11 protein-coding genes are annotated in these 12781 nt (G+C 59.4%); 7 read left to right on the forward strand and 4 right to left on the reverse strand.

What is annotated here, in order from left to right; all coding sequences use genetic code 11:
• The first annotated feature begins 91 nt into the window (after positions 1-91).
• Together radA and disA are read left to right on the forward strand one after the other, a co-directional pair.
• Complete coding sequence (radA, locus tag G538_RS0108770) at positions 92-1453, forward strand: DNA repair protein RadA (protein WP_029069034.1); 1362 nt, start codon at positions 92-94, stop codon at positions 1451-1453.
• A gap of 74 nt (positions 1454-1527) precedes the next feature.
• A complete protein-coding gene (gene disA / locus G538_RS0108775; protein WP_029069035.1) occupies positions 1528-2616 on the forward strand; it encodes a DNA integrity scanning diadenylate cyclase DisA in 1089 nt (362 codons plus the stop codon).
• 19 nt (positions 2617-2635) lie between these two features.
• On the opposite strand, the gene G538_RS0108780 is transcribed toward disA, so the two are convergent.
• Positions 2636-3349 (reverse strand): hypothetical protein, encoded by a 714-nt coding sequence (locus G538_RS0108780; RefSeq protein WP_157544386.1) that lies wholly within the window; start codon positions 3347-3349, stop codon positions 2636-2638.
• An 81-nt stretch (positions 3350-3430) separates the two neighbouring features.
• On the opposite strand from G538_RS0108780, the gene G538_RS15910 reads away from it, so the two are divergent.
• Complete coding sequence (locus G538_RS15910) at positions 3431-4384, forward strand: HhH-GPD family protein (RefSeq protein WP_051196808.1); 954 nt, start codon at positions 3431-3433, stop codon at positions 4382-4384.
• On the opposite strand, the gene G538_RS0108790 is transcribed toward G538_RS15910, so the two are convergent.
• Both G538_RS0108790 and G538_RS0108795 read right to left on the reverse strand, forming a co-directional pair.
• Positions 4362-4895: an amino-acid N-acetyltransferase gene (locus G538_RS0108790; protein WP_029069037.1), complete on the reverse strand. Its 534-nt coding sequence runs from the start codon at positions 4893-4895 to the stop codon at positions 4362-4364. The two genes, G538_RS15910 and G538_RS0108790, sit on opposite strands and share 23 nt — an antisense overlap.
• A 33-nt stretch (positions 4896-4928) precedes the next feature.
• Positions 4929-5885, reverse strand: a complete 957-nt coding sequence (locus G538_RS0108795) for a sugar-binding transcriptional regulator (RefSeq protein WP_029069038.1) — start codon at positions 5883-5885, stop codon at positions 4929-4931.
• A gap of 92 nt (positions 5886-5977) precedes the next feature.
• Here G538_RS0108795 and G538_RS0108800 point away from each other — a divergent pair, with 92 nt between their 5' ends.
• From G538_RS0108800 to G538_RS15915, 4 genes are all read left to right on the forward strand, one after another.
• Positions 5978-7726, forward strand: coding sequence for a glycerol-3-phosphate dehydrogenase/oxidase (locus tag G538_RS0108800; RefSeq protein WP_029069039.1), 1749 nt, complete (start codon positions 5978-5980; stop codon positions 7724-7726).
• A 128-nt stretch (positions 7727-7854) separates the two neighbouring features.
• Positions 7855-8595, forward strand: a complete 741-nt coding sequence (locus G538_RS0108810; protein ID WP_211218599.1) for an MIP/aquaporin family protein — start codon at positions 7855-7857, stop codon at positions 8593-8595.
• A gap of 50 nt (positions 8596-8645) precedes the next feature.
• On the forward strand, positions 8646-10163 hold the full coding sequence (gene glpK, locus G538_RS0108815) for a glycerol kinase GlpK (RefSeq protein ID WP_029069041.1): 1518 nt from the start codon (positions 8646-8648) through the stop codon (positions 10161-10163).
• Between the two features lie 133 nt (positions 10164-10296).
• Positions 10297-12036 (forward strand): bifunctional 3'-5' exonuclease/DNA polymerase, encoded by a 1740-nt coding sequence (locus G538_RS15915; protein ID WP_051196811.1) that lies wholly within the window; start codon positions 10297-10299, stop codon positions 12034-12036.
• Here the strand turns inward: G538_RS15915 and G538_RS17360 are convergent.
• The gene (locus G538_RS17360; protein WP_169514109.1) at positions 12023-12715 is read right to left on the reverse strand and encodes a TetR/AcrR family transcriptional regulator; all 693 of its coding nucleotides are present in this window, start codon (positions 12713-12715) and stop codon (positions 12023-12025) included. The two genes, G538_RS15915 and G538_RS17360, sit on opposite strands and share 14 nt — an antisense overlap.
• Positions 12716-12781: the final 66 nt, after the last annotated feature.

A 12781-nucleotide genomic window follows, 5' to 3' on the forward strand; every position in this document is an offset into this window, starting at 1 on the left:
ATCGGGTTTCTGGTCCTACTGTATAGCGCGCAGACGCACGACGGGTGGAGCACAACCCGAACATGTCGGGGGCAGGCACTACATTGTGTCTATGCCTGCCGCACCAAAGAAAGCCCGTACCTCATACACCTGCTCTGCATGTGGATGGTCGACTCCCAAATGGGTTGGTCGCTGCACCCAGTGCGGCGAATGGGGAACCCTCACTGAGGCATCAGTAACCTCAGGGCCACGTACCGCCGCTTCTACCGTCACCACGTCAGCAACACTCATCTCTGACGTTGATTCACACATTGCGCAGGCGCGCGCCACCGGCATTAGCGAATTTGACCGGGTTTTAGGTGGCGGTTTAGTGCCAGGGGCCGTGGTGTTGCTCGCTGGTGAACCTGGGGTGGGAAAATCCACGCTACTCCTTGACGTCGCGGCCACTGCGGCGCGCTCCGGTCAGCGTGTACTGTACGTGACCGCTGAAGAATCAGCCGGTCAAGTGCGCCTGCGCGCAGAACGCATCGGCGCGTTGAGTGACGGTTTGTACCTGGCCGCTGAGGTTGATCTGGGGCAAGTACTGGGGCACGTCGATGCCATAAAGCCTGACCTGTTCATCCTTGACTCGGTACAGACCATCGCGTCCACCGAAGTTGAAGGCGCTGCAGGTGGGGTCGCCCAAGTTAAAGAGGTAGCTTCTGCGGTCATTAGTGTGGCAAAGAAGCGGAACATCCCCACCATTCTCGTTGGGCATGTCACCAAAGACGGCAGTGTTGCGGGGCCGCGCACACTAGAGCACCTTGTCGATGTGGTGTGTCAGTTTGAAGGCGACCGCCACTCGCGTCTGCGCATGGTTCGTGCGGTGAAAAACCGCTACGGCCCCACCGATGAGGTGGGATGTTTCGACCTTGGCGAAGCCGGGATTGTTGGGCTAGCTGACCCGTCAGGGTTGTTCCTCTCCCAAGTGAATATGCTGGTCCCTGGAACCTGCATCACGGTGACCTTAGAAGGGCGGCGGCCCCTCGCCCTTGAAGTTCAATCACTGGTTGTCCCCTCCTCCTTGAACAATCCGCGCCGGACAACCAGCGGCGTGGATTCCTCACGGCTCGCGATGATCCTTGCGGTTGCGCACCGTCACCTGGGCGCGAGGCTCATGGATGCCGACATTTACGTCTCAACCGTTGGTGGCGCCCGCATCACTGAACCAGCCGTTGACCTTGCGATGTTGCTCGCCGTGATGAGCGCAGTGGAAGACAAAGCTTTCCCCGTTGGGACAATTGCGTTAGGTGAAGTTGGATTGGCTGGTGAACTGCGCTCAGTACAAGGGCTTGCCCGCCGACTCTCAGAAGCCGCGCGCCTCGGATTCACCCGAGCTGTCGTTCCCGCAAACTCCCAGTTAAACCCTATTGCTGGGCTTGAAATCCTGCCTGCCCGCACCGTTCAGGAGGCGTTAGAACGAGCACACAGTTAACGGCGGTGTCATACTACGGGCTGATCTTTGTGGCGTGACCGCGTTTTCATGGGTTGTTCCCGTAGTATTTTGCTGTGGCTTTCTCTGCAGATTCACTCAATGACCAACTCTTACGCGACACCCTGGCGGCTGTTGCCCCAGGCACCGAACTGCGTGATGGGCTGGAGCGGATCCTGCGGGGCCGGACCGGCGCTCTCATCGTGTTAGGTATTGACGAAACAGTCGAGAAGATTTCCACCGGCGGTTTCGCGTTGGACGTTGATTTCTCCGCCACTAGGCTGCGAGAGCTCTGCAAAATGGACGGCGGGGTTGTTATGGACCCCACTAACCGGCGAATCCGCCGGGCAGCCGTGCAGTTCTTGCCTGACCCAACCATTGAAACCTCAGAATCCGGGACCCGTCACCGCACAGCGGAACGCGTCGCGAAGCACACCGGCTTCCCAGTGATCTCCGTGTCCCAATCGATGCACATCATCGCGTTGTACGTTGGCAATAGGCGCCACGTTCTCGAAGACCCTGACACCATCATTGGGCGCGCTAACCAAGCAATTGCCACCTTGGAGCGCTATAAAGCTCGCCTCGATGAGGTCAGTGGCACACTATCCGCGCTCGAAATTGAAGACCTCGTGACGGTGCGCGACGTGTGCATCGTCGTCCAGCGCCTCGAAATGGTGGGGCGCATCTCTGACGAGGTCGCTAACTACGTTGTTGAACTCGGCGTGGAGGGGCGACTCCTTGCCCTGCAACATGACGAACTCATTGGTGCAATCAGCTCAGACCGAGAACTTGTGCTGCGCGACTACGTCGACACCAGCAAAAAGAACCACTCAGTGCCTGAAGTTCTTGCCGCACTGGCCGCACTCGACTCCACCCAGTTACTTGACCTTGGGCTCATTGGTCGGGTGCTCGGCTTGCCGGGTGGTGGCGAAGCCCTCGACGCAGCTGTTGCACCACACGGCTACCGCCTGATGGCGCGCATCCCCCGGCTCCCACCAACCATTTTGGATCGCCTAGTTCAACGCTTTGGCGGATTGCAGAAACTCCTATCCGCCACCATTGAAGACCTCATGGCAGTGGACGGTGTCGGAGAGCAACGCGCCCGCGCAGTACGCGAAGGCCTGTCACGGCTCGCCGAATCAAGCATCCTCGAACGGTACGTGTAACCTAACCGAACATTGCGGGTTAGCCGTCAGTGACTTGGAAAACAACTCGCTGCGAGGACTTTCCCGCATAACTCACCACCGCGTAGTACGTGCCTTCACGTAACGCTGGTAGGTCACTGCTGCACTCTTTGTCCGAGCGCACAGTGTTCCACGGCACCGAAATTTCGTCTTTGTCGCCCGTTGAAAAAAGTAGCGCCCGCGACCCAGCGTCATCACAGTGCGCTGAGGACCAAATGTCGTCGCTGCCTGAATGAACTGTCACCACCCGCTCAGTGAGCCCAGCATCTACCGTGCAGTCAGCCTCACCGTCATATTCCATCGACACCGTGAACGCCATCGCTTGACCAGCGGCAACGCTCTGTTTTGCGCCACTCAACGCCAAACTTAAGTCATCTGGGCTGCACGGTTGTGGCCCAGTGTCACCGGCATCGGCGGATTGCGCACTTCCCTGCCCCTCACCAGCATCAGAGCTGGCCAACGCCGAAGAAACCAGGCGAGAAACACCCACTACCGCAAACACAATCAGCGCGAGCACAGCAAGCACAATCACAAGCGCCACGGTGCGCCTGATCCAGTACACCCACTGCGGAACTGGTGGGCGGCGTGGCGGGGGACGTTTACCACGCGGGCGCGCAGTTGTGTGCTGTCTAGGCGCGCCGCCAGGCGCGCTGCCTGGTGTATCACCGGGCAACGGTGGTCGTGTTGTCGATGGTCGGCGTGGTGGCTCGTCCATGCGATTACGGTAAAGCCACTCACCCCGTTGTGGTGTGAGCCACGCCGATTGCGACGCATCTTGCATCACCGGCGTGTCAAAATGGTGCGCGTGAGCGCCCCCATACCCACCGCACAGACTCTTGTCCCTGTTCAGACGGAACTAGCACTATGGTTTGGTCGCAACGCCCGTGACCTGCCCTGGCGCCGGAGAGGAACATCGGCGTGGGGTGTTTTACTCAGCGAAGTCATGTCCCAGCAAACCCCTGTCGCCCGGGTTGCCCCTCTGTGGCAACGATGGATGGATCGGTGGCCCACCCCGGCTGATGTTGCTGGCGCCCCGCGTGCGCAGATCCTCAAAGAGTGGGCGAACTTGGGTTACCCGCGCCGTGCGTTGCGCCTGCATGAATGTGCTGGGGTCATTACAGCCCAGTATGGCGGTGAGGTTCCCTCCACGGTGGAGGAACTGCGAGCGCTGCCGGGGATTGGTGAGTATACGGCTGCTGCGGTGGTGGCTTTTGCGTTTGGGCGCCGGTCGAGCGTGGTGGACACCAATGTGCGGCGGGTGTTGGCGCGGGTTGTTGAGGGGAAGGCGTTGCCGTCGCCGTCGTATTCGGCGGTGGAGCGTCGGTTGGCGCAGTCGTTGGTTCCTCATGGCGATGATGAGGCGGCGTTGTGGGCGGTGTCGTCGATGGAGTTTGGTGCGTTGATATGCACAGCTCGTGCTCCACAGTGTGGGTTGTGCCCTGTGCAAAAGCATTGCGCGTGGCGGTTGGCTGGTTACCCCGTGGATGAGCATGCCGATGCGCGCCGCCCGCAGCGTTTTGAGGGTACTGACCGTCAGGTGCGTGGCAAGGTGATGCGCTATTTGCGGGATAACGGGTTTGCGCAGCGGCGTGAGTTAGATGGTGTGTGGCCTGATGCGGCGCAGTTGGAGTCGTGCATTGTGTCGCTCATTGTTGATGGGTTGATTGAGAACGATGGTGATGTGTTGCATTTACCTGATGCCCCGCCGCCACCGGTTCGAGGTGTGGTTACGTCGCCTGTGGTTCATTGAGTTTGAGGAGCATCCGCGTGTTGCCGAGGGTGTTGGGTTTTACTCGGGCGAGGTCGAGGAACTCTGCGACACCGTCGTCGTGGGAGCGTAGGAGTTCGGCGTAGACCTCCATGGATACGGGGGTTCCGTCGATGGGGTGGAAGCCGTGGCTGGCGAAGAAGTCCACTTCGAAGGTCAGGCAGAACAGCCTGCGCAGTCCCATGGCGCGGGCCCGGTTGATGAGTTCGGCCACGATGGCGTGTCCGATGCCTTGCCCGAGGTGTTCTTGGGCGACTGCGACTGTGCGGATTTCGGCGAGGTCTTCCCACATGACGTGCAGGGCGCCGCAGCCGATCACTTGGGAGGTGTCTTGTGCTGTGGTTGCCACGACGAACTCTTGGACGGTTTCGTAGTAGGCGACCGCTTCTTTGGCGATGAGGATTCGCTCGTGGGCGTAGGGTTCCACGAGGCGGCGGATGGTGCGAACGTCGCGGGGCTGGGCGTTACGGAGTGTGAAGTGGGGAGATGTCACAGCGCAAGATTACGCCCAGTGGTGGATGGTGGTCTATTGCGCATCGAGCACCATGAGTCGGGTTGCGGTGACTTCATCAATGATGAGGTCTGTCATGACTCCGGCGCGTAGGGCCGCGAGGAGTGGGGTGACTTTGTTGTCACCGGAGACGACGCATACCCGGCGGGGGAAGGTGCGGAGTTGTTCTGGGCTTGGGCCAGTTGCGCGGCGGTTAATGGGGATGTCTGCGTAGGTTCCGTCTTTGCGGAGGAACACTGTGCACACGTCACCGACGACGCCTTCACCGTCGAGGGTTGCGACGTCTTGGGGTTCCAGATACCCGGCGGAGTACACGTGGCTGGGTAGACCGCCTGTGAGTGCTCCGACGGAAAACAGGGCGATGTCGGTTTGTCGTTGTACGTCAAGGACCCGTTGGATGGAGCGTTCACGCCACATCGCAGCTTTTGTGTCTTCGTAATCGAAGAACGCTGGGACGGGGAAGTACACGGCGTGCGCATCAAACGCATCGGCAATTGTTGCGATCAGGTCCCCCGCGTAGGCGACGCCGGAGGTGCGGGTGTTGGCTGCACCGTTGAGTTGCACAACTACTGTGCCGTGGGTGGGTTTTTTGGTGAGGTGGCGGGCGATCGCCGAGGTTGTTGTGCCCCAGGCAATGGATAAAACCATCTCGGATTGGATCCATGTGCCTAAAAGTCGGGCGCACGTAATTGCAACATGGTCTTGCCTGGCCTCGTAGGACATTGACTCGGGTACTGGTACGACGAACGCTTCGACACCCCAGGTAGACCGGAAATGTTGGCGTATCCCAGGCGCGCGGGACTGGGTTGGGCGAAGATTGATTTCAACGAGACCAGACTCGCGGGCCTCTTTAATCATGCGGGAAACGGTTGATCGGGAGGTGCCGAGGTGGCGTGCGATTGTCTCCATCTTGATGTCTTGCAGGTAGTACATTGACGCAGCTTTGAGGATGTCTTGGTCTCGGTACGCCATACCCCAGTGTCGCACATATGTGCACACGAGTTGCGCAACTGTTCTACCGGATGAATATTTAGAGCGAACCCAATCCCCGTGGAAGGTCACTTATGTCTGCCCAGACAGCCAACACCGCAATGACGCCAGATACTCGCACCCGCTCGTTGGAAGCGTTGAAGGCAACAACACCAGACAGTCCTTTGGATGTTCTTGTCATCGGTGGTGGTGTTACCGGCGCGGGAATCGTGCTTGACGCGGTCACCCGCGGCCTCAACACCGCGATCATTGAAGCCCAAGACTGGGCTTCTGGGACATCGAGCCGTTCATCAAAGCTTGTGCACGGCGGGTTGCGTTACCTTCAGATGCTCGACTTCTCCCTGGTGCATGAAGCGTTGACGGAGCGCGACATGCTCATCAACAAACTCGCACCCCACTTGGTCAAGCCAGTGCCGTTCCTTTTCCCACTGACCAAGCACTATGAGCGCCCCTACATTGGCGCGGGCATCATGCTCTACGACATTCTTGCCTCCCTTGCCCCTGGCAAGCGGGCTATGCCGTTCCACCGTCACCACGGTCGCGCATCGATGAAACGCAAGTTCCCCTCACTACGCCATGACGCAGCTGTCGGCGCTATTGAGTACTACGACGGTTCAGTTGACGATGCCCGCCTCACGTTGACGCTGGTACGTACTGCTGTGTCCTATGGCGCGCACGCATGCTCACGCACGCAGGTCACCGAACTGAAGAAGTCACCCGCTGGTCGCGTTAACGGCGCAGTCCTCAAAGACCTTGAGACCGGTGAATCTTTCACAGTCCACGCCCGCCACGTCATCAACTCAACCGGTGTGTGGACGGAAGAAACCGAGGCGCTTGCTGGTGGCACTGGTGGTTTGAAGGTGTTGGCTTCTAAGGGAATCCACATTGTGGTTCCCCGCGACCGCATCAAAGGTACTGCCGGGCTGATTCTGCAGACCGAAAAATCCGTCCTCTTTGTTATCCCGTGGTCGCGCTACTGGGTGATTGGCACAACCGACACCCCGTGGAAGCACGACTTGCAACACCCTGTGGCAACAGCTGAAGACATTGACTATGTCCTTGACCACGCCAACGCCGTGTTGCAAGACCCACTCACCCGCGACGACATCATCGGCACGTGGGCTGGTTTGCGCCCGCTGCTCCAACCAGGCACCAAAGAGGGAACGTCCTCCTCGAAGGTTTCACGTGAACACACGGTGGCTTCACCGAACCCAGGTTTCACCGTTATTGCTGGTGGAAAACTCACCACCTACCGGGTTATGGCTGAAGATGCCGTGGACTTCGCTCTTGGCCCAGAAGCATCCAGCCGCCCCTCAGTGACCAGCGACATCCCACTGCTTGGCGCTGTGGGCTTGGCTGCCATGACTAACCAAGCCAAGGCGCTATCTAAGCGCTTCGGCTGGTCAAAGCAGATGATGGCACACTTGCTGCACCGCTACGGTTCGATGATCAACGAAATTTCTGCAGCCTGTGTGCAAGACCCATCACTTGCTGCTCCGCTGAAGCACGCTGACGCTTACCTGCGCGCGGAGATCTGGTACGCCGTCCAGCATGAAGGGGTTCTCCACTTGGAGGACATCATGTTGCACCGTACCCGGATCATCTACGAGTACGCAGACAAGGGCTTGGCTGCTTTGGAGGAGATCTCGCACATCGCCGCTGAGGTCTTGGGCTGGGATGAGGAGCAACGCAGTGAAGAGGTTGCCTCATACACGGCCCGGGTCGAGGCTGAACAAGCAGCGGAGAAAGAACTTGACGATGTTGCTGCTGAGCGGGCACGTCTCAAGGCCGCTGACCTAGCCCCGATGGAAAAACTCGCCTGATTTGTCCGTGTGGGGTGGCCCGACGCCACCCCACACGACACAACCCGCACCGGGCGCATCCCGTCCGACGCGCACGTCACAAAGGTGCGGGAGATTATTGACAACGACGTCAAAGAAAGCAGGAATGCATGGACAGCATGACACTCGGAGATGTTTTCCTCTCCGAAGTTCTCGGAACAGCAACACTGATCATTCTGGGTGCAGGGGTTGTCGCTAACCAGGTACTTGCCAAAACAAAAGGCAACTCCACTGGTTGGGTCCTTATCACCTTTGGTTGGGGTTTCGCAGTCTTCGCTGGTGTGTACGTGGCCTTCGCTTCGGGTGCACACCTCAACCCAGCAGTAACGTTGGGTATTGCCGCATCCGGTGCTGAATGGTTCGTTGACGGCCAGATCGCAGTTGATGCAACAAGTATCTCCGTTTACCTCGCTGCTGAACTTGTTGGCGCATTCCTTGGTGCTGTCGTCGCGTGGCTCGCCTACAAAACACACTTCGACGCCACAGAAGACCAAGGCCTCAAACTCGCCGTGTTCGCCACTGGCCCAGAGATCCGCAACCCTTTGTGGAACACCGTCACTGAGGTTATCGGTACCTTCATCCTCGTGTACTGGGTTCTGGTTTCGGGCTACACCGAAACAATGATCGGCCCACTGGGAGTAGCACTCATCGTTGTTGCCATTGGTATGAGCCTCGGTGGACCAACCGGGTACGCCATCAACCCTGCTCGTGACCTTGGGCCCCGCATCGCCCACGCGATTTTGCCCATCAAGGGCAAGGGCACCTCAGACTGGGGTTATGCCTGGGTACCTATCGTTGGCCCCATCATCGGTGGTGTCATCGCCGGTGTACTCTACGCAGCGATCTACTGACCATCTTTGTTTGCCGTGAACCTGTTTGACACTGAGAGGGAAAGAAAATAATGACCAAGCGATTTGTACTCGCCATCGACCAGGGAACCACTAGCTCCCGCGCTATCCTGTTCACCCAACAAGGCACCATCCACTCTGTGGGGCAGCTCGAACACGACCAGATCTTCCCGCAGGCTGGTTGGGTTGAGCACAGTGCCGACCAAATTTGGAACAACGTCCGCGAAGTTGTGGGCTTGGCTCTTACCCGCGGCAACGCAACCTACGATGACGTGGCCGCTGTGGGTATCACCAACCAGCGCGAAACCGCTGTGGTGTGGGACCGCAACACTGGTAAGCCTGTTTACAACGCCATCGTCTGGCAGGACACCCGCACCCAGAAGATCGTCGACGAGCTTGGTGGTGACGAAGGCGCGGAACGCTACAAGAAACTCACTGGTCTGCCTCTTGCCACCTACTTCTCTGGGCCCAAAGTGAAGTGGATCCTGGACAACGTCGACGGCGCCCGTCAAGCGGCCGAAAAGGGTGACCTGATGTTCGGCACCACCGACTCCTGGGTGCTGTGGAACATGACCGGTGGACCCAACGGTGGTGTTCACGTCACTGACGTCACCAACGCGTCACGCACTTTGCTGATGAACATCGAAACCCTGCAGTGGGACGAATCGATGGCCAAGGCCATGGGGATCCCCATGTCGATGCTCCCTGAGATTAAGTCCTCCTCCGAGGTGTATGGTCACGGTCGCAAGCAGGGGCTCGTCCCTGGTGTGCCCATTGCCGGTATCTTGGGCGACCAGCAGGCAGCAACCTTCGGTCAAGCATGCTTCGAGGTTGGTACCGCGAAGAACACGTACGGCACCGGGAACTTCATGCTCATGAACACCGGCACCGAACCCATTCACTCCAAGAATGGTTTGCTCACCACCGTGTGCTACAAAATCGGTGACCAACCAGCGGTGTACGCCCTTGAGGGGTCCATTGCGGTCACCGGGTCACTCATTCAGTGGTTGCGCGACAACCTGGGCTTGTTTGAAGATTCCCAGGACGTTGAGTACTTGGCGCGCAAGGTGGATGACAACGGTGGCGCGTACGTCGTACCCGCGTTCTCTGGCCTGTTTGCACCACACTGGCGCTCCGATGCACGCGGCGCGATCGTTGGTTTGACCCGCTACGTCAATAAGAACCACATTGCCCGAGCAGCCCTAGAGTCTGTGGCGTTCCAAACCCGTGAAGTTGTTGACGCTATGAACGCTGACTCTGGCGTGGAACTTACCGAACTCAAGGTTGATGGCGGCATGGTCGCCAACGAGTTGCTCATGCAGTTCCAAGCAGACCAACTCGGCGTTGAGGTGATCCGTCCCGAGGTCGCGGAAACCACCGCACTGGGTGCAGCGTACGCTGCAGGTATCGCTGTGGGCTTCTGGAACGGGGAGGACGATGTCCGCTCCAACTGGAAGGAAGGCAAGCGTTGGGCGCCCAGCGAGAAGAAAGCTGAGCGCGAGCGCCAATACCGTTTGTGGAAGAAGGCCGTTACCAAGACCTTCGACTGGGTTGATGACGACGTGAAGTAATCTCAACGCACGCATCGTGACAACGGGCTGTCCCTCACACTTGTGAGGGGCAGCCCGTTTGCGTGCCCCCTGCCCCGCTCAGCTTTCGCCTAGCGGGTAGGCGGGTGTCAGAGGGACACCGGACAATGGTGGTGTGTACATCGTCATTGAGTCGCTGGGCGACACCTTCCGCGCGACGCCGTGCACTGTGGACCCCGTAACGGGGCACGTTGACGCCGATGCCCCTCTCACCCTGAATGCAGCGGATCTGCCTGCGTGGGTGGTTGAGCAGGACAAAACTCGCCCGCGTTGGGTGTGGGCGGACTCCTCAGTGACCTATGACGTTCTGTTAGCGCACGATGTTCGGGTGATGCGGTGTCACGATCTGCGGTTGGCGCGGGCAATTTTGCGTAACGCGTTGTGGGTGGATTCTGGCGCTTCTGAAGGTGCACCACAAGTGGTGTCACCTGACGCAGCCTGGTGGGATTCTCCAACACCTACCCGCAGTGATGCGCTGTTTGATTTGTCAGCAATGGATTCTCCGCCCGACGCGGTGGCGGAACTCGCACGGCAAATGATGGTGTTGGCAAGTGCCGCGGATGGGCATCGGCAACGTTTAGGGTTTCTTATTGCGTTGGAGTCGGCTGGGGCACTCATTGCTCGAGAGATGCGGGATGCTGGCGTGCCGTGGGATCGAGACGTTCATGAGGCGTTGTTGGTGTCGCAGTTAGGTGAGCGTCCGCCGCTTGGTCACCGGCCTGCGTTGTTGGAACGTCAAGCTCAAGAGTTGCGCAGACTGCTTGACGCCCCGGAGATGAACCCTGATTCGCCGAAGGACTTGTTGAAGGCGTTAAACAGTGCGGGCATTCCGGTGACAACAACGAGTAAGTGGGCGTTGCGCGAGCACCGTCACCCAGTGTTGGAACCGTTGGAACAGTACAAACAGTTGCAACGGCTGTGGACCGCGCATGGCTGGTCCTGGCTGGATGAGTGGGTTAAGGACGGCAGGTACCGCCCGGTGTATACACCTGGTGGCGTGGTGACGGGCCGGTGGGGCGCGGATGGTGGTGGTGCGCTGCAGCTTCCGCACACTATTCGTGAGGCTGCGCGTGCCGATGAGGGGTGGACGTTTGTGATCGCTGACGCCGCCCAGTTGGAACCGCGCGTGTTGGCGGCGATGTCTGGCGATGCTGCGATGGCGCAGGCGGGGCAGGGCGTGGACATGTATCAAGCCATTGCCGACGCGAAGGTTGTCCCCAGCCGTAAGCACGCAAAGTTTGGCATGTTGGGGGCCATGTATGGCGGGACCACGGGGGTGAGCGCTCAGGTACTCCCCCAGTTTCGTGCTGCGTTCCCTCATGCCATGTCGATGCTGGAGGCCGCCGCTCGCACGGGTGAACAGGGCGGTCAGGTCACGACGTGGCTGGGGCGGACATCGCCGGCAGGTTCTTTTGGCTCACCGGATGAGGGCGAGGACGCTGAGGGGGCCCGCGAGCGCCGCATGCGGTCGCGGGGGTATGGCAGGTTTACCCGCAACTTCATTGTGCAGGGTAGCGCTGCGGAGTGGGCGATGTTGTGGATGTTGGAGGTTCGTAATCGGATGCGTCACCTGACGTTGGCTGACCCGTTTGTGGGTGACCCGCAGGTGGTGTTCTTTTTGCATGATGAGATTCTTATTCACACCCCGGTGGAGTTGGCGCACACGGTGGTGGCGATTGTGCATGAGTCTGCGCGTCGGGCGGGTGAGCAGTTGTTCCGCGGCTCGGTGGTGGAGTTCCCTGTGCAGGCCGTTACTCACCACACGTATAGCGACCCTAAAACCGGTACCGACCCACTGCCGCAGGATCACCTGGGTGAGGGTGGCGGCGGGGTGTCTGGGGTTATGCCTGGGTAGGTGAGGTGACTTGGGGTTGGGCGCCGTTGGGTTCGATGGGGTCGGAGAATCGGATGGCGATTTCGCCGATCATGGCGCGTGAGGCTTGGATGCCTTCGTAGTTGATGCCGTGCATGAGGCGCATGACGATGGTGTTGAGGTAGAGCGCGACGACGGCTTCGGTGAGTTGGCTGAGGGGCACGTTTGCGGTGCGCCCGAATTTGGTGAGGAATCCGCTGATGATGACTTGTGCTTGGGGTCCAAAGACGTCGCGGTGGTAGTTGAGGCGGTCGCGGGCGCCGGGGACTCGCACGGACATGAGGTGGAGTTCTTGGAGGATCAGGTACCAGTTGTCGGAGAGGACTTCGAGCCGGTCGAAGGCTTCGGTGATGGCGATGCGGGGGTCGACGTTGTCGGGGAATTCGTCGAGGACGGCGAGGGACACGTCGATGCGTTCTTGGCACATGCGTTCGAACATGTCGAAGAAGACTTGTTCGATGGAGTCGAAGTTTGAGTAGAACGCGCCGCGGGTGAACCCAGCTTCGTTGACGAGGTCGTCGACGCGGGTGGCTCCGAATCCTTTGTCGACGAAGACTTTTTCGGCTGCTTCAAGGAGGCGTAGTCGCGTGTTTTCGCGGCGGCGCACAGCGTGGGAGGTGGCGCTGGGCTGCGTTGCTGCGCCTTCCGTTTCCTGGGTCATGGTGGTGCCCTTCTGCTGTGATCGTTTGTTCTCACCATCGTGTGCGATAAAGCACACTACCCTCAT

The sequence above is a fragment of the Jonesia quinghaiensis DSM 15701 genome (assembly GCF_000423205.1).
GTDB classification, from domain to species: Bacteria; Actinomycetota; Actinomycetes; order Actinomycetales; family Cellulomonadaceae; genus Jonesia; species Jonesia quinghaiensis.

Bases quoted from the DNA above. Each gene is read 5' to 3' on its own strand.
- radA (WP_029069034.1), top strand. From the start codon at position 92: ATGCCTGCCGCACCAAAGAAAGCCCGTACCTCATACACCTGCTCTGCA.
- G538_RS17360 (WP_169514109.1), bottom strand. From the start codon at position 12,715: ATGACCCAGGAAACGGAAGGCGCAGCAACGCAGCCCAGCGCCACCTCC.
- G538_RS0108780 (WP_157544386.1), bottom strand. From the start codon at position 3,349: ATGGACGAGCCACCACGCCGACCATCGACAACACGACCACCGTTGCCC.
- G538_RS0108800 (WP_029069039.1), top strand. From the start codon at position 5,978: ATGTCTGCCCAGACAGCCAACACCGCAATGACGCCAGATACTCGCACC.
- G538_RS15910 (WP_051196808.1), top strand. From the start codon at position 3,431: ATGGTGCGCGTGAGCGCCCCCATACCCACCGCACAGACTCTTGTCCCT.
- G538_RS0108810 (WP_211218599.1), top strand. From the start codon at position 7,855: ATGGACAGCATGACACTCGGAGATGTTTTCCTCTCCGAAGTTCTCGGA.
- G538_RS0108795 (WP_029069038.1), bottom strand. From the start codon at position 5,885: ATGGCGTACCGAGACCAAGACATCCTCAAAGCTGCGTCAATGTACTAC.
- glpK (WP_029069041.1), top strand. From the start codon at position 8,646: ATGACCAAGCGATTTGTACTCGCCATCGACCAGGGAACCACTAGCTCC.